We start from the raw sequence: 20,327 nt of genomic DNA on the forward strand, positions 1-20,327 counted from the left end.
GCGGAATCGCTCAAGGGGCCGGAATCAGCGGGATCAGTGGGGCGGACGCGGAGTCCTGGGCACCGGCGTGACGCGCCGACGGCTCGGGACGGCGGGTGGTGCACAACAGGCGGGCCCAGCGGCGGGAGTGGGCGAAGCCGTCTCCTCCGGCCGGCACGGTGTCCAGGACCACCCGGTCGGGGCGGACCAGCGCCGCGTCCGCCCCGCCGCCCCGCAGCCAGGCGGCGAGGACGGCCGCCGCGTCACCGGTGTCCTGCACGTGGACGACCCGGGCGCCCATGCCCCGCGCCACGGCGTGCGCGGCGGGGGACAACGGCGTGGCGGTCAGGACGGCCCAGGAGGTTCCGAGGACGTCGTCCAGGCGGACGCGCCGGCCCTTGAACCGGACCCACGGCTGGGGGCAGTGGGTGCCCGCCAGCTCGCGCCGGCGACCGGGCACCCGCGTACGCGGGTGGATCAGCGGCCCCGGGGCGAGGGCCGGGCTGAGGTCGCGGCCCGCGGCCTTGGCCAGGCCCGGGACACGGGCGGCGGCGCCGACCAGGGCGCGGCGTGCGGCGGCCGCCGCGTCCTGCCCTCCCGTCATCGCCCAGCCCGTGGCGACGGCGAGACGGATCACGTGTCTCGCGTGCGGTTTGCGTTCGAGCTGGTAGGTGTCCAACAGGGCGTCGTCCGCGCCCTCGTTGAGCACCCGCGCGAGCTTCCAGGCGAGGTTGTGGGCGTCGCGCAGTCCGGCGCAGAGGCCCTGGCCGACAAACGGAGGCGTCAGGTGCGCGGCGTCGCCGAGGACGAAGAGACGGCCCCGGCGCCAGCGGTCCGCGATCCGGGCCCGGAACGTGTAGCGCGCCTGTCGCCGGATCTCGAAGTCGCCGGCCGTGGCGAGGTCGATCCAGGGGGCGACCAGGCGCCGGAGCCGTTCCCGGCCCTGCTCGCCGTCCAGGCCCTCGTCCCGGCCCAGGCGGAACTCCCACCGGTAGCGGTCCTCGCCGATCCGCATGAAGGTGGCGGGCCGGTGCGGATCGCACACCTGGTCCACACCGCCCCAGGTGCGCACGGGTGCGCTGGTGCGCACGTCGATGGCCGTCCACTCCTCCTCGAAGCGCAGATCCTCCCAGCGTGCGCCTATGGCCCGGCGCACGAGACTGTTCGCGCCGTCGCAGCCGAGGACGGCGCTCGCCCGCAAGGAGTGGACCTCCCCGTCGCCCCCGGCCGCCCGGTAGGACACCCGGGCGGGGCCGTCGCCCTCCTGCGTCACGTCGAGCACCTCCACCCCCTCGCGCAGCTCGCACGCGGCGCTGCGGGCGAGGGCGGCACGCAACAGGCCCTCCAGCTCCGGCTGGTCGAACATGCTGGTCTCCGGGAATCCGTGCGACCCCTCCGCGGTACGGGGGAACTCCGCGATCACCCGATGGCGGGCGTCCAGGAGCCTGAGCCCGTGCGCCGGGCGGGCGATCGAGGCGAACTCGGCCTCCACACCGGCGGCTTGGAGGATACGGCGGACCTCGTCGTCCGTGGCGACGGCACGCGGCAGGGGATAGACGGCGGTGTGACGCTCCAGGAGGACGCTGCGGACTCCGTGCCGGGCGAGCAGCAGGGCGGCCGTGACACCCACGGGCCCGGCGCCGACGATCACCACGGGAACGCCGTCCGCCGACACAGGAACCTTGCTCGCCACGTCGTCCGTCGACTCGCCCGCCGTACGCGGCTCGTTGAGGCTCATCGCGCGTCGACCACCGAGGTGCGCTGCTCCCCGAGGTCGAGCCGCCCGTTCGCCGTCGCGATGCTCGCCGTGATCAGGTCTCCCTCGCGCAGATAGCGCGGATTGCGGGCCTGGCTCCTGAAGAAAGCCTTCCACTTCATGGCGGGCGGCAGCAGCGCACCGATCTTCTCGACCGCCTTGGGCGGGGCCTTGAGGGCCGTACCCCCGGGCGTGCCGGTCAGCAGCAGGTCGCCGGGGGCCAGCGTCTGGAAGCGCGCCAGCAGGGTCAGCGCCTCGGCGGGGCGGACGATCATGTCGGCCACCGTGCGGTCCTGCCGCAGGTCGCCGTTGACCGACAACCGCAGCCGCAGGTCGAGGAGATGGGCGAAGTCGTCCGGGTCGAGCAGCGTCAGGAACGGTCCGGTCGGGGTGAACGTCGGATACGACTTGCTCTCGTAGAACTGCGTCTTGCTCAGCTGCACATCACGCGCGCTGACGTCGTTGGTGACGACAACTCCCGCGACGTACGAGGGCAGATCCCCGTCGCCCACGACGGCGCCGACCGGCAGCCGTGCCCCCATGACCAGGCCGAGTTCGATCTCGTAGTCCAGCAGCCGCACGTGCGGGGGCCGTACGACGCTGTCGTGAGGGCCGCTGATGGAGCCCGACGCCTTGCGGAAGAAGGCGGGCGGGATGTCTCCGGTGAAGCCCGAATCGCGGGCGTGGCTGTGGTAGTTGACCATCTGTGCGACCACACGGCAGGGCACGGTGACGGGCGGCAGCACCGCCAGTTCGCCGATCGGCGTGCCCGCCCCGGGAGAGGCGGCGGCCTCCCGTACGGCCCCGGTGACGGCGTCGCGGTCCGCGATCAGCTCGGCCGTGGTGACGGCCCCGGTGGCGACGGGTACGGCGCGGTCGTCTCGTACCACCCACCAACCCTCGGCGGTGCGCAGGACGTTGGTGCTCATGAGTTCATCGCTTTCAGCAGACCCGCCAGGCGGGCGGGATCGATTTCGGTGTCGCCGCGCAGCGCGGCGCAGAGGTCGCGCAGCCGGGCCGGGGACGGGGCGGCTCCGAGGAAGTCCCGGGTGGCGGGCGGCCCCCACTGGGCCAGCCCGCTCGCCGACATCGGGGCCCAGCCCGGCTCGACGTCGTGGGAGAACAGGTCGCCGTCGGCGAAGTGTTCGAGCATGAAGTGGTCGGGGTCGCGCCAGTAGTCGAAGATCTGGCTGCCCTGGACGTGCCGCCCGATGCCCCAGCTGCGCCGGTAGCCGCGCTCGGCCAGGTACTCGCCCCCGGCCGCGAGCGTGTCCAGGTCGGTGACCTGGTAGGCGGAGTGCACGTACCCCGTACCGGGACCCAGGTGCATGGCGAGCGTGTGGTGGTCGGCCGGCTCGCTTCCCCGGTCGCAGCGGACGAACGCCATCGTCGGACCCCGCTCGCGCTGTCCGTCGAGGAAGAGGAAGTCGCTGACGATCATGCCGAGGGTGTCGAGATACCAGTTCAGGGCCCGGGCGAACACCCGCGTCTCCAGAACCACGTGCCCCAGGCGCTGGATGCGCGACGGCTCGCGCGGCGGGCGCTGGGTGGCGTTGACGCGGCGGTGGTCCGTACCGAAGTTGAGGGTGAGTGCCGGCCGGCCGGGCAGGCCCGCCAGCGTTTCGGCGGAGTGCGCCACCCGGACCGAGAAGCCGGAGGGGTCGAGCAGGTCGACACACTGCCCGCCGGTCGGCGCGTCGGAGTCACGTACGGCGGAGCCGGTGACGCGGGCGAGCCGGTCCAGGTCCGCGCGTTCCGCGGCGCGGAACACCGGGCCGATGAAGCGTGACGCGCGCCCGCGCCGGATCACCATGCACGGGGAGCCGGCGAAGGTGCCGCGCAGCCAGAGCGCCTGTTCCGTACGGGCCGCGGTCGCGAACCCGAAGTCGCGGGCGAAGACCTCGGCCCGGTCCAGATCCGGCTTCTGGAACTCCAGCCAGGCCAGGTCGGCGACCTTGATCACGGGGTTGCGGGCCCGCCCCTGGTGCTCGCCGCGCCGTGCGCCGTCCTCGCTGTGGAGGTCCTGGTGGGCGGTTCTGGGACCGTGGGTGGGCGTTCTGGACATCGCGACCTCCGAGCGGCATTGCCTTGATGATGAAACTATCAACTCTGAAGATTCCCACGTCAAGGGGTGTGGCTGGCGAATGTGATCGATTCATCAGAAGTGTGCCAGCGGCGCGGCCGCGGCAGGGTGACGTCAGCGTCCTGCCCCTGCGGACATCGCGTTTGGTGGGTTCAGGGGCGCCGCCATAGGGTCACCGGCATGTCTCTACGACTTCGTATGCGTCAAGCACTGCCGGAAGCGATGCGCGCCCGCGACAAGGCCGCGGTGAGTGCTCTTCGCGCGACGCTCGGCGCGCTGGACAACGCGGAGGCGGTGCCGGTGGGCGAGGCCCAGCTCCGGGGCGTCGCCCTTGAGGAGTCCCCGTCCGGCGCCGGTGCCACGGAGGCGGCGCGGCAGGAGCTGAGCGAGGACGGTGTGGTGGAGATCGTACGTGCGGAGGCGGCCGAACGGCTGGCGGCGGCAACGCAGTTGACCGCGCCCGCGCACGCCGACCGGGCGGCGCGGCTCCGTGCGGAGGCCGCGGTGCTGCTCCGTTTCCTCGACGGTCCCGACCCCGTGTAGGAGAGCCGCGACCGATTTCCGCGCCCTGGAGCGGATCACGCGCGGATCACCCGCGGATCACGTGTGGATCATCGACATCAGCAGCTCATGGGTCTCGTCGTCGGCGGCTGCCACCAGCCCGTGTCCCTCGCCCATCGGGGCGCCGTCGATCCCGCTGACGACACAGCCCGCGGCCCGGCACAACGCGATGCCGGCGGCGAAGTGCACGTTCTGCGAGAGGTCGCCTCCGTCGGTGACGTACGCGGCGCGCCGGCCGGCCGCGACCCAGGCCAGGGCCAGGGTCGTGGAGACAACGCGCGGCCGGAAGCGTTCGGCGAACTCGGGGCGGGCCAGGAGATCCACGGCCCGGAATCCCGGCGCGGCCGGAAACGGCGGATCCAGATTGACGTCCACCAGCCGGGTGTCGGGCGTGGGGGCCAGCCGTACGTCGCCGGCGCCTTCGTGCCGTACCCAGGCGGTCTCCCCGTCGGTGAAGAAGACCTCACCGCTGAACGGGTCGGCCACCGCCGCCGCCCCCGCGCGCAGCGCCACGTTGACGGCCACGAGCATCGAGCCGGCGGCGTAGTTGAGCGTGCCGCACAGGGGGTCCACCAGCCACTGGCGCTCGGCGTCGGCGGCGCCCCGGTGCCCGCCTTCCTCGCCAAGCACCGCGTCGCCGGGCCGCCCGGCGCGGATGACGCCGAGGATCGCCTCCTCGGCCTCGACGTCGGCGGTGGTGGCGAAGTCCCCGCCTCCCTTGTCGATACGGGCCGGCCGCAGGCCGTACAGGTCACGGACCACGGCCGCGCCGGCGCGTGCGCCCGCTATCGCGATGTCCGCGTCCCCGGACCGTGCGTACGAGTTGCTCACGCCGTGCAGCCTATCGAGCGGAGGGGGGCGGCCAAATCCCCAAAGGTGGTGGTGTCCTGACGAACAATCACCTCTTGGTCAACAATGGTCACCGTCGCTGTGCGTCATTTCCGCGCACGGCGCCCGCCCCGTCACTGGACAGTGACGGCAAGCCGATCGACCTGTACGGGTTCAACACGACGCCCGTCTTCCCCGTCGACTTCACGGTCTGCAACCAGTACATCTCGACCCACCCCCGGTCGCCCTTCACCGGCCGGCTCGTCGCACAGAGACCCGGGACGGGGCGTCGGCTCCAGCTCATCGGGGACGAGCTGACGACGGAGGAGCCGGATGGCCGGCACCGGAAGCGGCGCGTCGCGGCCGAGGAGGTGCCCGCGGTGCTGCGCACCGAATTCGGCATCGTCCTGGACGCGGCGGACGCGGAGCGGGTGGTCGAGTTCCAGCGTGTCGCCGCGCCGGGCGGCCGGTAGGCAGTCCGCCGGACCGTTGTCAGTGCTGGGTGGAACAATTCCGGCATGACCGATGCGACAGTCAAAGACGACCTTCTCCGTTATCTGCAAGCCGCGCGCGACGCCCTGCTGTGGAAGCTCGACGGGCTGTCCGAGTACGACGTCCGCCGCCCGCTGACTCCGACGGGAACGAACCTGCTGGGGCTCGTCAAGCACGTCGCCGCGGTGGAGCTGGGGTACTTCGGCGAGACGTTCGGCCGGCCGTTCTTCGACGAGCCGCCGTCCTGGTACGGGGAGGGAGCCGAGCCGGGCGCGGACATGTACGCCACCGCGGACGAGTCGCGCGAACAGATCGTGGGGCTGTACCGGGAGGCGTGGGGCCACGCGGACGCCACGATCGCCGCGCTGCCGCTCGACGCGATCGGGCATGTCCCGTGGTGGCCGGAGGAGCGCGCCCAGGTGACCCTGCACCGCGTCCTGGTGCACCTGATCGCCGAGACCCACCGGCACGCCGGCCATGCCGACATCGTCCGGGAACTCATCGACGGGGCCGTCGGGAGGGCGGAGGGGAACGACAACATGCCACCGGGCGACCAGGCGTGGTGGGAGGAGTACCGGGGCCGCCTGGAGCACGCGGCGCGGGAGGCCGCTGCCGGGGCTGCCGGTCAGAGCGCATAGAACGCGCGCCCGCGCCGCGACACGGCCGCAGTGTCGGCTGCGGTGTCGGCCGCGGCCGGCGGATCCACCTCTCCGTCGTGCTGCCTCACACCCCGCGGTTCAGGACGCGGCCCAGCCAGTCGGTGCGTGAGCCGCGGGCCGCCGTCGAGACGTGGGCCTGGGGGTACAGCGCGTCGAAGCCGTGGAAGCCGCCCGCCCAGACGTGGAGTTCCGCCTGGCCGCCCGCCGCCCAGATCCGGGTCGCGTAGTCGACGTCCTCGTCGCGGAAGACCTCGGCCGACCCCGCGTCGATGTACGTGGTCGGCAGGCCCGACAGGTGGTGGGCGCGGGCAGGGGAGACGTAACCCGGCACGTCCTCGTCGGGGAGGCCGCCGAGAACGGACCGCCACCCGAACTCGTTCATCTCACGGGTCCAGACGCCAGGCTCACCCGCGTACTGCCGGCTCGACGTCGTGACGTTGCGGTGGTCGAGCATCGGGTAGATCAGCATCTGGGCGGCGATCGCCGGGGCGCCCCGGTCACGGGCCATCAGCGTGAGCCCGGCCGCGAGGCCCCCGCCGGCGCTGGCGCCCGCGACGACGATCCTGGCGGGATCCACACCCAGCTCGTCGGCGTGCTCGGCGATCCAGAGCAGGCCCTGGTAACAGTCGTCGACGAGGGTCGCGCCGGTCGCCTCCGGCGCCAGCCGGTATTCCACGGAGACGACAACCGCGCCGAACAGGTCCAGCCACTCCAGCGGGATGTCGAGCTGCGAGAAGCGGTCTCCCATGACCATCCCGCCGCCGTGCACCCAGTAGACACACGGCGCCCCGGTCGAGGGGCCGGTCGCCGTGGAGTGGTCCGTCACAGCGGGGGAGAAGACCGACAGCGGAATGTGCGCGCCGTCCCCGCCGGAAACGGTGACCTCGCGTCGCTCGACCTTCCGCCCTTCCAGGAGTGCGTCGACCGGTGTCGGCGGGAACTGGCGCAGCTGCGCCAGCAGTTCCGGGGTGAGCTCGGACATGAGCGGCATGTCGGCCATCAGAGTGCGCAGTTCGGGATCGAAGCCGGGACGGGCGAGCGTCATGGTGGGTTCCTTGTCCAAGAGTCGGCAGAGGCGGACGGCGGGTTCAGAAAGCGGCTTTGCCACGTACCGGTACGTAGTCCGTGTACGCGGACTCCTCGGCCAGCATTCCCGCGATCCGCGCCACGATGGCCTGCGCGGCCTCCCCCGCGAAGACCCGGTGGTGGTCCTCCTCGCTCGTCCACCCCTCGGTGACGTGTACGACGTCGGGGTCGGCCGCCGAGCGGGAGACGAGGTAGACGACGCAGTGCTCGCTCGCGCCGGGGTTGCCCTCGTCCAGACCGGTCAGCAGTACGTCGACCAGCTCGTCGCTCATTCCGGGCCTGGCGGTCAGGGTGGCGTTGAATCCGTAGGTGGCGATCACAGGAGGGCCTTCTTTCGGGGAGAGGAGGAGCGGGGGAAGTTCGTGTCTCCATTGAATCGCCTTGACCTGCGCAAACGATAGAGCGATCCTCCCAGGCACTTGCACGATCCTCTCCTCCTCCGGAGCCCGTGACCGGTGGTGTGCTGCAATGGAGGCATGTACCTCGACCAGCTCCGTACCCTGCTGCTCCGGCACGCGCGGCCCGACTGGACCACGCCCGTCGACGGCGTACTCATCTCGAAGGTCGAGCGGTCGGACCCGCCCGCGCTGTCGATGTCCGGCACCGTTCTGGCGGTCGTCGCCCAGGGCGGGAAACGGCTCGCGCTGGGCGAGCGGGTCTACGACTACCGGGCGGGGCAGTACCTCGTCACCTCGGTCGACCTCCCGGTCACCGGTCACTTCGTCGGCGCGAGCCCGGAGCACCCGGCCGTGGGCTTCGGGCTCGCACTGGAGCCGGCCGCCGTCGCCGAGTTGCTGTTGCGGGCGGGGCCGGGGGACATCCCCCGCGGTGGCGGGAGCGCGCTGCCTGCCATCGCCGTCAGTGACGCTCCGGATCCGCTGCTCGATGCCGTGATCCGGCTGGTGCGCCTGATCGACGAGCCCCGCGACCGGGCGGTGCTCGCACCGCTCGTCAAACGCGAGATCCTGTGGCGGCTGATCACCGGCGAGCAGGGCGCCATCGTCCGGCAACTCGGCCTGGCCGACAGCAGCCTCAGCCATGTCGCGCGGGCGGTGCGGTGGATCCGGGAGCACTACGCGCAGCCGTTCCGCGTCGAGGACGTGGCACGGATGGCGGGGATGAGCGTCTCTGCCTTCTACCGCAACTTCCAGGTGGTGACCGCGATGAGCCCCATCCAGTTCCAGAAGCAGATCCGGCTTCAGGAGGCCCGTATCCTGCTGGCCACCCACCCCGGCGATGTCACCGGGGTGGGCCAGCGTGTCGGTTACGACAACTCCTCGCAGTTCAGCCGGGAATACCGGCGCCAGTTCGGCGCCCCGCCCGGCCAGGACGCCGCCCGCCTGCGCCGATCGGCCCGTACCGCCACGGCCGTGCTGCCCTGACCGGGCGTGATCGGAGCCGACGAATGCGGCGGCGCGTCAGACGGTGACCTCCACCAGTTCCAGCCCCGTCAGCCCGGCCAGGCACCGCAGCTCCGGGAGCAGTCCGCCGGTCGCCAGCGCCCAGTGGTGCCCGACCCCGCTCGCGCTCCACGCGTCGGTCCACTCGCCAGGGTCGCAGCCGAAGTCGACCCGCGACGTGGTGTTGCCGATCTCCAGCAGTGGTCCCGGCACCACCTCGCCCTCGGCCGCGACCAGCCGGTAGCGGCCGTCCCGCGTCTGCCCCAGACCCACCAGGGTGACCGGCCCGTGCCGTACGTCGAACTCGACCGAGACGCCCCAGCCGCGCTTCCCGTGGTACACCTCCAACCCGCGCAGCAGCGGCTTGTGTTCGCTGATCGCCAGATGCCCGGGGCCGTCGTGGCCCATCTCGACCACCCCCGACGTGAAGTCGAGCGCCTGGAGTTCGGTGAACGACCCGCCCGCCCCGAGCCGGTCGGCGATCAGCATGGCGAGCGAGGTGCGGAGTTCGTACTCGCCGCACGCCGGGACACCGCGCGCCGTCAGCAGCGACGAACCGAGGATCATCCCCGCGCCGAGCCGTTCGTGGACCTCGGCGTCCAGGCCCCGGTGGTAGTACGCCAGCGAGTCGAGGTCGAAGTCCGCGACCAGCCGGTCCAGTCCGACGGCTACCCTCGCGGCCCACCGCAGATCGTCCTCCACCACCGAGTCGGCCAGCTCGAACACCGCGCGGGTCTCGTCCAGCTTCTCGTCCAGCTCGCGGTCGCCGACCTGCTCCACCCGCACCCGCAGGTCGTCGAACTCCAGGACCTCCATGTGGCCCCCGAGGTTGCCGGTGACCATCGTGAGGTCGGTGGAGACGTCGTACATCCCCGGATACAGGTGGCCCATCAGACCGTGGCGCCCGTTGCGCAGGACGGACCGTACCCCCGCCGCCCGGATCCACCGGCCGATGCGCTGCCACGCCCGCTCGTCCTCCAGATACCCGGAGACCGAGCGGAACGGCACACCGACCCGTTCGAAGGCGTTGGCCATCTCGGGGAGCGGACAGGCACCGCAGTACGCCAGCCACTGACCGGTGTCGAAGGAGGCGTGGTCCATGGACGGGGTGGGCTGGAGGTTGATGAGCAGGACGGGCGCGTCGGCGCGCCGGGCGACGGGGACGAGCATGCTCGCCGTCATGTACGTCGTGAGGAAGCCGACGATCAGGTCGCAGCCGGCCGCCCGCAGTGTCTCCGCCGCCTCCGCCCCCTCCTGGGCGTCGGAGATGAAGCCGGCGTCGATCACCTCGGCGTCGAACTCCCGCATGCGCTCGGTGACCCGGGCGGCGGAGCGGCGCAGCTGGGGCAAGAGGTCGGGGAACTGCGGCCAGTACGCGCCGAGTCCTCCCGCGACGAGCCCGATGCGGGGGGTGCGGGCGACGGCGGGGGTACGGACGGTCATGACGGCTCCTTCGGCGTGACGGACCGGAAGGTCGACGATGGCAGGGACCGCACGTCGCACCGGCGGTACGACACGCCGTCGAGGCCCTGGCTTTCCACGGTCGCCGACTTTCAGAATCAGAAGTCGAACGTGTCGATGTTGTTCCTGTCGAAGACCGTCGGCTCGCCGAGGACGACCTCGCCGTCCTTGCCGACGGTGTACTCGCCGAGCCGGCCCGCCGTGAACCTCTCGCCCTCCGCGCCGGTGATCTGCCCGGAGGCCAGCGCGGCGGCCGCGTACGAGCCGAGGTAGCCCAGCTCCTCCGGGTTCCACAGCGAGAACTGCGCGACCGTCCCGTCCTTGACGTACGTCCGCATCTGGTTCGGGGTGCCCAGGCCGTTGAGGACCACCTTGCCCCGGTACGAGGAGTCGCTGAGGTAGCGCGCGGCCGCCGCGATGCCCACGGTGGTCGGCGAGATGATGCCCCTGAGGTCCGGGTAGGCCTGGAGAAGACCCTGCGTCTGCTGGAAGGACTTCTGGTCGTCGTCGTCCCCGTAGGCGACCTTGACGAGCTTCATGTCCCGGTACTCCGGCCGCTTCAACTCCTCCTTCATGAAGCTGATCCAGGTGTTCTGGTTCGTGGCGTTCTGGGTCGCGGAGAGGATGGCGATCTTCCCCCGGTTGTCCAGCTGCTTGCCCAGGTTCCGCACCAGACCGCGGCCGATCTCCTCGGAGCCGGCCTGGTTGATGAACAGCTGCCGGCAGTCCTTCGCGGTGTCGGAGTCGTACGCGACGACCTTGATGCCCTTGGCCATGGCCTGCCGGAGGGGGCCGCACACCGCGTTGGGGTCGTTGGCCGCGATCAGGATCGCGTCCTGGCGCTGCTGGACGAGGGTGTTGATGTACGACACCTGGGAGGAGGCGCCGGCGTCCGAGGGGCCGACCTCCTTGCCGGTCCCGCCGTACTCCGCGGCCGCCGCGATCCCGGCCTCGTCGACGATCTTCTCGTACGGGTTGTTGACCTGCTTGGGCAGGAAGGCCAGCTTGAGGCCCTTCTTGAGGGGCGCGTCCGGGTCGGCCTTCGCGGTGGCGGCGCCTCGCGCCCTGCCGTTGTCCTTCGCCGCGCTGTCCTTGGTGGTGCCGGAACAGGCGGTGAGGGCCACGGCGAGCGTGCAGGCCGCCGCGACGGTGGCGGCCGTCCGGCGTCGGGCGGCGGCGGTACGGAGCATCATGGCGGAGGCCCTTTCGGAGGGTTCGGCGAGACCGGTGGGGTCATGTCCGGTGAGGTCAGGACCGGTCGGGTGAGGACGCGGAAGGGGGAGAGGACGCTTCGGACTCCCGCGATACGGTCCCCGCGCCGGCCGCACGCCGGTGCCGGCGCTCGACCGCGGCGGCCACCACCCGCGGGGTGAGGACGGACCCGACGAGCAGCAGGCCGGTCACGATGACCTGGACCTCGTTCGCCACGTCGTTGAGCGTGAGCAGGTTCTTGAGGACGCCGATGAGCAGCACCCCGGCGACCGCCCCGAAGAGGGTGCCCCTGCCGCCGTCGAAGTCGATCCCGCCGAGCAGCACCGCGGCGATCACGAGCATCTCGAACCCCAGCCCGTTGTCGGCGCGCGCGCTCCCGTACCGCAGGGTGAAGACGACGCCGGCGAAGGCCGAGAACAGCCCGGTGACGACGAAGAGGATCAGCTTGAGGCGCTTCACCCGGATCCCCGCGAAGTACGCGGCCTCCTCCTGCGCGCCGATCGCGAACAGGGCACGCCCGAAGGCGGTGGAGTGCAGCACCACGCCCGTGACGACGGCCAGCACCAGGAACAGCGCGACGGGGTACGTGACGAACGTGCCCGGGATCGTCGTGGTGTCCACGGCCCAACGGGCGTACGTGTGCGGGAAGTCGGTCACGGCGTCGCTGCCCAGCACGACGGAGGCGAGGCCCCGGTAGAGGGCGAGCGTCCCGATCGTGACGGCGAGCGAGGGCAGTCCGACGCGGGTGACGAGCCAGCCGTTGAGGAGACCGCCGGCGACTCCGGCCAGCAGCACCACGGGCACGATGGCTTCGAAGGCCCACCCCGCGTTCCACAGCGCCCCGGTCAGCGCGCTGCCCAGACCGAGCAGGGAGGCCACGGACAGATCGATCTGACCCGCCACCACGAGCAGGGTCATCGGCAGGGCGATCAGGGCCACTTCGGCGATGTCGTTGAACGCGAAGGCGAGATTGCCGCCGGACGCGAACCCGTCCGTACCGGCCAGGCCGACGGCGAACACCGCCACCAGCAGCACCCCGACCGCCGTGTCCCACCGCGCGCCGGCGGACCTGACCCACGCCCCGGCGGGGCCGCGTGCGGAGGAGGCGGGGGAGGTGCCGGTCTCAGGCGCCATGGCCATGGCGGGCGCTCCTCTTCCTCAGGGCCGCGGTCATCCGCAGGTTGACGATCCGGTCCACACTGATCGCCGCCAGCAGCAGCGCCCCGCTGATGGCGCCCTGCCAGAACGCGTCGACCCTCAGCACGACCAGGGCGCTCCCGATGGTGGTGAGGAGCAGCGCGCCCAGCGCGGCGCCCCACACCGTGCCGACCCCGCCGGTGATGGCGACCCCGCCGACGACCACCGCGCTGACCACGGTCAACTCCCAGCCGTGCGCGTCGTCCGCGACGACGGTGCCGAAGCGGGCGAGCCAGAGAGCGCCGGCGAAGCCCGCCACCGCTCCGGAGAAGGCGTACGCGGCGAGGATCCGGCGCCGGATCGGCACTCCGGCGAGCCGGGCGGCCTCGGGGCTGGAGCCGATGGCGTACAGCTCCCGGCCCGAGCGGTAGCTCCGCAGGTAGTACGCCGTGCCCGCGAGCAGCACCACGGTGATCAGCGGCAGGTACGGGACGCCGAGGACGCCGCCGCTGCCCAGGTCGAGGAGCGGCCGCGGCACGTCGGTGGCGCTGATCTGGTCGCCCTGCGCCCACCCGTAGTCGAGCCCCTGGATGATGTAGAGCATCCCGAGCGTCACCACGAGCGCCGGGACCCGGCCGAAGCCGACGAGCGCGCCGCTGACCAGCCCGCAGACCACGCCGATGGCGATGCCGAGCAGCATGACCACCAGCACGCCGTGACCGGTGCCGGAGACGAACGTGCCGCATGCGAAGGCGGAGAGCCCGACGACCGAGCCGACCGACAGGTCGATGTTGCGGGTGAGGACCACCACCGACTGGCCGACGGCGAGGAGGACCAGGATCGAGGCGTTGAGGAGGAGATCCTTCACCCCCTGGCCGTCGAGGAAGCGCGGGTTGGCCAGCCACGTGCCGAGGATCAGCAGCGCCAGGGCCCCGGCGATGCTGATCTCCCTGGCCCGGAAGACCGCGTCGGCCAGGGAACGGGCGGAGCGGTCCGCCGGGCGGGTCGTGGTGGGTCCGCCGGTCAGGGTGGTCATGCCGCCGCCTTCCCGGCACGCCCGGTCGCCGCGGCCATCACCCGTTCCTCGGTGGCCTCCGCGCGGGGGATCTCGGCGGCGAGCCGCCCCTCGTGCAGGACGAGCACCCGGTCGGCCATGCCCAGCACCTCGGGGAGGTCGGACGAGATCATCAGGACCGCGAGGCCCTCGCCCGCGAGGGCCGAGAGCAGCCGGTGCACCTCGGCCTTCGTACCGACGTCGATGCCCCGGGTGGGCTCGTCCACGATCAGCACGGAAGGGCGGGTGGCGAGCCACTTGGCGAGCACGGCCTTCTGCTGATTGCCGCCGGACAGGACGGCGGCGGGATCCGTGAGCCGGTGGTACGTGAGCCGGAGGCGTACGGCCCAGTCGGTGGCCCGGCCGCGTTCCAGGGCCCGGCGCACCATGCCGCCCCTGCCGAGGTCGCCGAGCCCGGTGAGGCCGATGTTGCGTTCGACGGACATCGCCATCACCAGACCGTGCTGCCGCCGGTCCTCCGGGACGAGGGCCAGGCCGGCGTCCATGGCGGCGGTCGGCGAGCCGGGCCCGAGGGCGACGCCGTTGACCTCGACCCGGCCCGCGTCGGCCCGGTCCACCCCGAAGACGGCCCGCGCCACCTCGCTGCGCCCCGCGCCGACCAGGCCGGCCAGCGCCACGATCTCGCCGCGCCGGACGTCGAACGAGATGTCCCGGAACACCCCCTCCCGGGTGAGCCGCCGTACCGACAGGGCGACCTCGCCGGCCCGCGCCGCGCGCGGGGGGTAGAGGTCCCCCAGGTCCCGGCCGACCATGCCTCTGACCAGGTCCTCCTCGGTGAGGCCGGCCAGCGGCGCCGAGGAGACCCGGCGGCCGTCGCGCAGGATGGTGACCCGGCCGCAGAGCTCGAAGATCTCCTCCAGGCGGTGCGAGACGAACAGCACCGCGGCCCCTTCGCGCAGGAGGGTCCGTACGACCGCGAACAGGCGCGCGGTCTCGGCGCCGGTGAGGGCCGCCGTGGGCTCGTCCATGACGAGGACCCGCGCGTCGAAGGAGAGCGCCTTGGCGATCTCGACGATCTGCTGGTCGGCGGGGGACAGCCCGCGGGCGGGCCGCCCGGGGTCGAGGCCGACGTCGAGCCGCCGCATCAGGGCCGCCGTCGACTCCCGTACGGCCTTGTGGTCGATCCGGGACAGGGACCGCTTCGGCTGACGGCCCATGAAGATGTTCTCGGCGATCGACAGGTCGGGGAACAGCGTCGGTTCCTGGTGGATGACGGCGATCCCGGCGTCCCGGGCGTCGGCGGGACCGTGGAACGTCACCGGTTCGCCGTCGAGGAGGACCGTGCCGCGGTGGGGCCGGTGCACCCCGGCGAGCGTCTTGATGAGGGTGGACTTGCCCGCGCCGTTCTCACCGGCGAGCGCGTGCGCCTCACCGGCGTACAGCCGCAAGGACACGTCCCGCAAGGCCCGTACGGCACCGAAGGACGTGCTGACGTCCCTGAGCGCCAGTACGGGGACGGCGGCGGGACCGGGGCCGGAGACGGGTGGGGGACCGGGGCCCTTGGCGGGCTCGTTCATGGGGGCTCCTCAGCGGTGGGGACCGGGTGCGCGCCGCCCTCCGTGAAAGGTTTCAACGAGGTTGCTGGGAAGCTAGACGGCGCGGGGGAGCGGCGTCAATGGGCGTGCGTACGGCAATTTCACGCCGCCTGACGGGCCGTCGCCCGGCGGCGCAACCCGCCGCGCGGAGGGTTGACACACCGTCACCCCTCCCATAGCTTCACCGCGATGAAACGATTCACGTCCGCACCACGGGAGCGCTGAGAGATGACGGGTCGATCCGCCGTGTCCGCCGTGAAGGCGGCGCTGAAGTCGCAGGCCGTCGAGACGCCGTCCTGGGCGTTCGGGAACTCCGGCACGCGGTTCAAGGTGTTCGCGCAGAAGGGCGTGCCGCGTACGCCCCGGGAGAAGCTCGCGGACGCCGCCCGGGTGCACGCGCACACGGGCGTGGCCCCGACGGTGGCGCTGCACATCCCGTGGGACCGGGTCGACGACTACGCGGCGCTCGGCGCGCACGCGCGGGACCTGGGCGTCCGGATCGGCGTGATCAACGCGAACGTCTTCCAGGACGACGACTACAAACTGGGATCCGTCACCCACCCGGACCCGGCGGTGCGCCGCAAGGCGCTGGCGCACCTGCTGGAGTGCGTGGACGTCATGGACGCCACCGGCTCGCGCGACCTCAAGCTCTGGTTCTCCGACGGCACCAACTACCCCGGCCAGGACGACATCGCGGCGCGCCAGGGGCGTCTTGCCGAGGCGTTGGCGGCGGTGTACGAGCGGCTCGGCGACCACCAGCGGATGCTGCTGGAGTACAAGCTGTTCGAGCCGTCCTTCTACACGATGGACGTCCCCGACTGGGGCACCGCGTACGCCCACTGCCTGCGGCTGGGCCCCCGGGCGCGGGTGGTGGTCGACACCGGCCACCACGCGCCCGGCACCAACATCGAGTTCATCGTCGCCGTCCTCCTGCGGGAGGAGAAGCTCGGCGGCTTCGACTTCAACTCCCGCTTCTACGCGGACGACGACCTGATGGCCGGGGCGGCCGACCCCTTCCAGCTGTTCCGGATCATGTACGAGGTCATCCGCGGCGGCGGATTCACCCCGGACACCGCCTTCATGCTCGACCAGTGCCACAACATCGAAGAGAAGATCCCCGCCGTCATCCGGTCGGTGATGAACGTCCAGGAGGCCACCGCGAAGGCGCTGTTGGTGGACGCGGAGGCCCTGGCGGCGGCCCAGCGCGCCGGTGACGTCCTGGCCGCGAACGCCGTGATCATGGACGCCTTCAACACCGACGTACGGCCGCTGGTGGCCGAGGTGCGCACGGAACTGGGCGCGGACGCCGACCCGGTGGCCGCCTACCACGCCTCCGGATACGGAGAGAAGATCGTCGCCGAGCGGGTCGGCGGCACGGCGGCCGGCTGGGGCGCCTGAGGATTCCGGCCGCACTCGACCGTCCGTACACCGCAGTGGCACACCCACCGAGGGACATGATGACCGACCAGCCTCAAATCCACCCCGTGGCAGCCGAGTTGATCGCCCGCTCGCACCGGCTCGGGGCCGATCCGCGGAACACCAACTACGCGGGCGGCAACACCTCGGCCAAGGGCTCCGCCCCCGACCCCGTGACGGGCGACGCCGTCGAGCTGATGTGGGTCAAGGGCTCCGGCGGCGACCTGGGCACCCTCACCGCTAGCGGACTCGCCGCGCTGCGGGTCGACCGCCTGCGCCAACTGGCCGGAGCCTACCCGGGGGTGGAGCGCGAGGACGAGATGGTCGCCGCCTTCGACCACTGCCTGTACGGAAAGGTCGGGGCCGCCCCGTCCATCGACACCGCCATGCACGGCCTGGTCCGCGCCGCCCACGTGGACCACCTCCACCCGGACTCCGGGATCGCCCTCGCCTGCGCGGCCGACGGTGAGAAGCTGACCGCCGCCTGTTTCGGCGACACCGTCGCCTGGGTCCCCTGGCGGCGCCCCGGCTTCCAGCTCGGGCTCGACATCGCGGCGGTCAAGGAGGCCAACCCACAGGCGATCGGCTGCGTCCTCGGCGGCCACGGCATCACGGCCTGGGGCGACACCTCCGAGGAGTGCGAGAGCAACTCCCTCCACCTCATCCGTACCGCCGAGGCCTTCCTCGAAGCGCAGGGCAGGGCCGAGCCCTTCGGACCCGTACGGGAGGGGTACGGGCCGCTGCCCGAGGAGGCGCGGCGCGCGCGGGCGGCGGAACTCGCCCCGTACCTGCGCGGACTGGCCTCCACCGACCGGCCGCAGGTCGCCCATTACACGGCGACGGACACCGTCCTCGACTTCCTCGCCCGCGCCGAACACCCGAGGCTGGCGGCCCTGGGCACTTCCTGCCCCGACCACTTCCTGCGGACCAAGATCCGCCCGCTCGTCCTCGACCTCCCCGCCGCGACACCGCTGGAACAGGTCAAGGAGCGGCTGACCGCCCTGCACACCGCCTACCGCGAGGAGTACCGGGCGTACTACGAACGGCACGCCACCCCCGCCTCACCGCCCCTGCGCGGCGCCGACCCGGCGATCGTCCTGGTGCCCGGCGTCGGCATGTTCTCCTTCGGCAAGGACAAGCAGACCGCCCGGGTCGCCGGGGAGTTCTACGTCAACGCCATCAACGTGATGCGCGGCGCCGAGTCCGTGTCCTCGTACGCGCCCATCGAGGAGGCCGAGAAGTTCCGCATCGAGTACTGGGAGCTGGAGGAGGCCAAACTGCGCCGGATGCCCCCGCCGAAGCCGCTGGCCGCGCGGGTCGCCCTGGTCACCGGCGCGGGGTCGGGGATCGGCCGGGCCATCGCCCACCGGCTGGTCGCGGAAGGCGCCTGTGTGGTGGTCGCCGACCTGAACGCGGAGGGAGCCGCGACGGTCGCCGGGGAACTGGGCGGCCCCGACCGGGCCGTCGCCGTCACGGTCGACGTCACCGACGAGGAGCAGATCAAGGCGGCCTTCGCCGCCACCGCGCTCGCCTTCGGCGGAGCCGACCTCGTCGTCAACAACGCCGGCATCTCCCTCTCCAAACCACTGCTGGAGACGACCGCGGGGGACTGGGACATCCAGCACGCCATCATGGCGCGCGGCTCCTTCCTCGTCTCCCGCGAAGCGGCGCGGATGATGACGGAACAGGGCCTCGGCGGTGACATCGTCTACATCACCTCCAAGAACGCGGTGTTCGCGGGACCCGACAACATCGCCTACTCCGCGACCAAGGCCGACCAGGCCCACCAGGTCCGGCTGCTCGCCGCCGAACTGGGCGGGCTGGGCATCCGCGTCAACGGCGTCAACCCCGACGGGGTGGTGCGCGGTTCCGGCATCTTCGCGGGCGGCTGGGGGGCCCAGCGCGCGGCGGTCTACGGCGTGCCGGAGGACGAGCTCGGCGAGTTCTACGCCCAGCGCACCCTGCTCAAGCGGGAAGTCCTGCCCGAGCACGTGGCCAACGCGGTCTTCGCGCTGACCGGGGGCGACCTGAGCCACACCACGGGGCTGCACATCCCGGTCGACGCCGGGGTCGCGGCGGCCTTCCTGCGCTGACGTACCAGGAGAGGCCGGCCCGTGCCCGCACCAGAACCGCCCACCTTCGCGGCCGTCGACCTCGGCGCCTCCAGCGGCCGGGTCATGGCCGCCCAGGTCTCCGACCGGGGCGCGGGCACCCTGCGCCTCCACGAGGTCCACCGCTTCCCCAACCGCCCGGTGCGGACGGGGGACACGCTGCACTGGGACATCCTGTCCCTGTACGGCGGTGTGCTGGACGGGCTCCGGTCGGTGGGCGCCCGGACATCGGGCCCCCTCGCGAGTGTCGGCGTCGACTCCTGGGCCGTCGACTACGGCCTCCTCGACGCGTCCGGCGCGCTGCTCGGCAATCCCGTCCACTACCGCGACCCCCGGACCGAAGGCGAGGCGGCGAAGCTCGCGGCCGTCCTCCCGCCCCGCGACCTGTACGAGGCGACCGGCCTGCAACACCTCCCCTTCAACACCGTCTACCAACTCACCGCCGCCCGTGGCAGTTCCGCCCTCGCAGCCGCGCACCGGCTGCTCCTGATCCCGGACCTCGTCGCCTACTGGCTCACCGGTCTGGCCGGCACCGAGATCACCAACGCCTCCACCACCCAGCTCATCGACCCTCGCACCCGCGACTGGTCCCGGCGGGTCGCCGACGCGGCGGGGATCGACCTGGCGCTCTTCGCGCCCCTGCGCGAACCCGGCGACCCGGCGGGGGAGTTGGCGCCCCACGTCCTGGCCGGGACCGGTCTGGCGGGGCCCGTACCGGTGACCGCCGTCGGCTCGCACGACACCGCCTCCGCCGTCGTCGCCGTCCCCGCGTCCGGCGAACGGTTCGCCTACCTCGCCACCGGCACCTGGTCGCTCGCGGGCCTGGAACTGCGTGCCCCGGTGCTCACCGAGGAGAGCCGACAAGCCAACTTCACCAACGAGTTGGGCGTCGACGGCACGGTCCGCTACCTCCGCAACATCATGGGGCTGTGGCTGCTCCAGGAGTGTCTTCGTACGTGGGAGGCCCAGGGAACACCGCAGCGGTTGGACCGCCTTCTGGCCGAGGCGGCCGAAGTCCCCGGGCTGCGCACGCTCGTGGACGCCGGCGACCCGGCGTTCCTCGCCCCCGGTGACATGCCCCGCCGTATCGCCGACGCCTGCCGCCGCGCGGGCGCGCCCGTGCCGGTGACCCCCGCCGAGACCACCCGCTGCGTGCTCGACTCCCTCGCCTACGCCCACCGGCGCGCCCTTGACGACGCCCAGCGGCTCTCGGGCCGTACGGTGGACACGGCGCACCTCGTCGGCGGCGGCGCGCACAACACCCTGCTGTGCCAACTCACCGCGGACGCCTGTGGGTTGCCCGTCGTCGCGGGGCCGGCCGAAGCCGCCGCCCTCGGCAACGTCCTCGTCCAGGCCCGTGCCGCCGGTGCCGTACGGGGCGACCTCACCGACCTGCGGGCCCTGCTGCGCGGGACCCTGGAACCGCGCCGGTACGAGCCGTCCGGCGACCGGGCTGCCTGGGACGACGCCGCACGGCGCTTCCTCGCCGGAGTGCCGCATCTCCCCGCCCCATAGGATGCGAGGCCCCGCCGAGGT

The 20,327-nt window shown here is 72.4% G+C and carries 18 protein-coding genes; 7 read left to right on the plus strand and 11 right to left on the minus strand.

Annotated elements, in window-relative coordinates; genetic code table 11:
- Positions 1 to 10: 10 nt before the first annotated feature.
- Genes ACIODU_RS06535 through ACIODU_RS06545 form a run of 3 tightly spaced genes read right to left on the minus strand, consistent with a single transcriptional unit; the run spans position 11 to position 3,800 of the window.
- Positions 11 to 1,717 (minus strand): bifunctional 3-(3-hydroxy-phenyl)propionate/3-hydroxycinnamic acid hydroxylase, encoded by a 1,707-nt coding sequence (locus ACIODU_RS06535; RefSeq protein WP_401764610.1) that lies wholly within the window; start codon positions 1,715 to 1,717, stop codon positions 11 to 13.
- Positions 1,714 to 2,664 carry a fumarylacetoacetate hydrolase family protein gene (locus ACIODU_RS06540; RefSeq protein WP_401764613.1) on the minus strand — a complete coding sequence of 317 codons (951 nt, stop codon included), beginning with the start codon at positions 2,662 to 2,664 and terminating at the stop codon, positions 1,714 to 1,716. The genes ACIODU_RS06535 and ACIODU_RS06540 overlap by 4 nt, the downstream gene beginning before the upstream one ends.
- Positions 2,661 to 3,800: a VOC family protein gene (locus tag ACIODU_RS06545; protein ID WP_401764615.1), complete on the minus strand. Its 1,140-nt coding sequence runs from the start codon at positions 3,798 to 3,800 to the stop codon at positions 2,661 to 2,663. The genes ACIODU_RS06540 and ACIODU_RS06545 overlap by 4 nt, the downstream gene beginning before the upstream one ends.
- A gap of 240 nt (positions 3,801 to 4,040) precedes the next feature.
- Between ACIODU_RS06545 and ACIODU_RS06550 the strand changes: the two genes are divergently transcribed.
- Positions 4,041 to 4,361, plus strand: a complete 321-nt coding sequence (locus tag ACIODU_RS06550; protein ID WP_356420411.1) for a hypothetical protein — start codon at positions 4,041 to 4,043, stop codon at positions 4,359 to 4,361.
- Between the two features lie 57 nt (positions 4,362 to 4,418).
- Here the strand turns inward: ACIODU_RS06550 and ACIODU_RS06555 are convergent, their stop codons facing one another.
- Positions 4,419 to 5,210, minus strand: a complete 792-nt coding sequence (locus ACIODU_RS06555; RefSeq protein ID WP_401764618.1) for an inositol monophosphatase family protein — start codon at positions 5,208 to 5,210, stop codon at positions 4,419 to 4,421.
- A gap of 74 nt (positions 5,211 to 5,284) precedes the next feature.
- Between ACIODU_RS06555 and ACIODU_RS06560 the strand changes: the two genes are divergently transcribed.
- Complete coding sequence (locus tag ACIODU_RS06560) at positions 5,285 to 5,680, plus strand: arylamine N-acetyltransferase (RefSeq protein WP_401764621.1); 396 nt, start codon at positions 5,285 to 5,287, stop codon at positions 5,678 to 5,680.
- A gap of 45 nt (positions 5,681 to 5,725) precedes the next feature.
- Positions 5,726 to 6,337: a DinB family protein gene (locus ACIODU_RS06565; RefSeq protein WP_401764623.1), complete on the plus strand. Its 612-nt coding sequence runs from the start codon at positions 5,726 to 5,728 to the stop codon at positions 6,335 to 6,337.
- A gap of 85 nt (positions 6,338 to 6,422) precedes the next feature.
- Here the strand turns inward: ACIODU_RS06565 and ACIODU_RS06570 are convergent, their stop codons facing one another.
- Complete coding sequence (locus ACIODU_RS06570; protein ID WP_401764626.1) at positions 6,423 to 7,403, minus strand: alpha/beta hydrolase; 981 nt, start codon at positions 7,401 to 7,403, stop codon at positions 6,423 to 6,425.
- A 43-nt stretch (positions 7,404 to 7,446) separates the two neighbouring features.
- Positions 7,447 to 7,764 carry a putative quinol monooxygenase gene (locus ACIODU_RS06575; RefSeq protein ID WP_401764628.1) on the minus strand — a complete coding sequence of 106 codons (318 nt, stop codon included), beginning with the start codon at positions 7,762 to 7,764 and terminating at the stop codon, positions 7,447 to 7,449.
- A 156-nt stretch (positions 7,765 to 7,920) separates the two neighbouring features.
- On the opposite strand from ACIODU_RS06575, the gene ACIODU_RS06580 reads away from it, so the two are divergent.
- Complete coding sequence (locus ACIODU_RS06580) at positions 7,921 to 8,826, plus strand: AraC family transcriptional regulator N-terminal domain-containing protein (RefSeq protein ID WP_401764631.1); 906 nt, start codon at positions 7,921 to 7,923, stop codon at positions 8,824 to 8,826.
- A gap of 36 nt (positions 8,827 to 8,862) precedes the next feature.
- Here the strand turns inward: ACIODU_RS06580 and ACIODU_RS06585 are convergent, their stop codons facing one another.
- The 5 genes from ACIODU_RS06585 to ACIODU_RS06605 form a co-directional block, all read right to left on the minus strand.
- Positions 8,863 to 10,287, minus strand: coding sequence for an arabinose isomerase (locus tag ACIODU_RS06585; RefSeq protein WP_401764633.1), 1,425 nt, complete (start codon positions 10,285 to 10,287; stop codon positions 8,863 to 8,865).
- 116 nt (positions 10,288 to 10,403) lie between these two features.
- Positions 10,404 to 11,498: a rhamnose ABC transporter substrate-binding protein gene (gene rhaS / locus ACIODU_RS06590; protein WP_401764635.1), complete on the minus strand. Its 1,095-nt coding sequence runs from the start codon at positions 11,496 to 11,498 to the stop codon at positions 10,404 to 10,406.
- Between the two features lie 55 nt (positions 11,499 to 11,553).
- Positions 11,554 to 12,657 (minus strand): ABC transporter permease, encoded by a 1,104-nt coding sequence (locus ACIODU_RS06595; protein ID WP_401764638.1) that lies wholly within the window; start codon positions 12,655 to 12,657, stop codon positions 11,554 to 11,556.
- Positions 12,641 to 13,690, minus strand: a complete 1,050-nt coding sequence (locus ACIODU_RS06600) for an ABC transporter permease (RefSeq protein WP_401764640.1) — start codon at positions 13,688 to 13,690, stop codon at positions 12,641 to 12,643. The genes ACIODU_RS06595 and ACIODU_RS06600 overlap by 17 nt, the downstream gene beginning before the upstream one ends.
- Positions 13,687 to 15,246, minus strand: a complete 1,560-nt coding sequence (locus ACIODU_RS06605) for a sugar ABC transporter ATP-binding protein (protein WP_401764643.1) — start codon at positions 15,244 to 15,246, stop codon at positions 13,687 to 13,689. Before ACIODU_RS06605 ends, ACIODU_RS06600 begins: the two co-directional genes overlap by 4 nt.
- Before the next feature lie 246 nt (positions 15,247 to 15,492).
- On the opposite strand from ACIODU_RS06605, the gene rhaI reads away from it, so the two are divergent.
- From rhaI to ACIODU_RS06620, 3 genes are read left to right on the plus strand one after another with little or no spacing between them, the layout of a single operon-like run.
- Complete coding sequence (gene rhaI, locus ACIODU_RS06610; protein WP_401764646.1) at positions 15,493 to 16,662, plus strand: L-rhamnose isomerase; 1,170 nt, start codon at positions 15,493 to 15,495, stop codon at positions 16,660 to 16,662.
- A 59-nt stretch (positions 16,663 to 16,721) separates the two neighbouring features.
- Positions 16,722 to 18,773 carry a bifunctional aldolase/short-chain dehydrogenase gene (locus ACIODU_RS06615; RefSeq protein WP_401764649.1) on the plus strand — a complete coding sequence of 684 codons (2,052 nt, stop codon included), beginning with the start codon at positions 16,722 to 16,724 and terminating at the stop codon, positions 18,771 to 18,773.
- A 21-nt stretch (positions 18,774 to 18,794) separates the two neighbouring features.
- Positions 18,795 to 20,306 (plus strand): rhamnulokinase family protein, encoded by a 1,512-nt coding sequence (locus ACIODU_RS06620; RefSeq protein WP_401764651.1) that lies wholly within the window; start codon positions 18,795 to 18,797, stop codon positions 20,304 to 20,306.
- Positions 20,307 to 20,327: the final 21 nt, after the last annotated feature.

It is taken from the genome of Streptomyces sp. NPDC088261 (assembly GCF_044740805.1).
Lineage (GTDB): Bacteria > Actinomycetota > Actinomycetes > Streptomycetales > Streptomycetaceae > Streptomyces.

Excerpts from the sequence above, each read along its gene's own strand:
- ACIODU_RS06535 (WP_401764610.1), bottom strand. The coding sequence starts at position 1,717 with ATGAGCCTCAACGAGCCGCGTACGGCGGGCGAGTCGACGGACGACGTG.
- ACIODU_RS06540 (WP_401764613.1), bottom strand. The coding sequence starts at position 2,664 with ATGAGCACCAACGTCCTGCGCACCGCCGAGGGTTGGTGGGTGGTACGA.
- ACIODU_RS06545 (WP_401764615.1), bottom strand. The coding sequence starts at position 3,800 with ATGTCCAGAACGCCCACCCACGGTCCCAGAACCGCCCACCAGGACCTC.
- ACIODU_RS06550 (WP_356420411.1), top strand. The coding sequence starts at position 4,041 with ATGCGCGCCCGCGACAAGGCCGCGGTGAGTGCTCTTCGCGCGACGCTC.
- ACIODU_RS06565 (WP_401764623.1), top strand. The coding sequence starts at position 5,726 with ATGACCGATGCGACAGTCAAAGACGACCTTCTCCGTTATCTGCAAGCC.
- ACIODU_RS06570 (WP_401764626.1), bottom strand. The coding sequence starts at position 7,403 with ATGACGCTCGCCCGTCCCGGCTTCGATCCCGAACTGCGCACTCTGATG.
- ACIODU_RS06580 (WP_401764631.1), top strand. The coding sequence starts at position 7,921 with ATGTACCTCGACCAGCTCCGTACCCTGCTGCTCCGGCACGCGCGGCCC.
- ACIODU_RS06585 (WP_401764633.1), bottom strand. The coding sequence starts at position 10,287 with ATGACCGTCCGTACCCCCGCCGTCGCCCGCACCCCCCGCATCGGGCTC.
- rhaS (WP_401764635.1), bottom strand. The coding sequence starts at position 11,498 with ATGATGCTCCGTACCGCCGCCGCCCGACGCCGGACGGCCGCCACCGTC.
- ACIODU_RS06595 (WP_401764638.1), bottom strand. The coding sequence starts at position 12,657 with ATGGCCATGGCGCCTGAGACCGGCACCTCCCCCGCCTCCTCCGCACGC.
- ACIODU_RS06600 (WP_401764640.1), bottom strand. The coding sequence starts at position 13,690 with ATGACCACCCTGACCGGCGGACCCACCACGACCCGCCCGGCGGACCGC.
- ACIODU_RS06605 (WP_401764643.1), bottom strand. The coding sequence starts at position 15,246 with ATGAACGAGCCCGCCAAGGGCCCCGGTCCCCCACCCGTCTCCGGCCCC.
- rhaI (WP_401764646.1), top strand. The coding sequence starts at position 15,493 with ATGACGGGTCGATCCGCCGTGTCCGCCGTGAAGGCGGCGCTGAAGTCG.
- ACIODU_RS06615 (WP_401764649.1), top strand. The coding sequence starts at position 16,722 with ATGACCGACCAGCCTCAAATCCACCCCGTGGCAGCCGAGTTGATCGCC.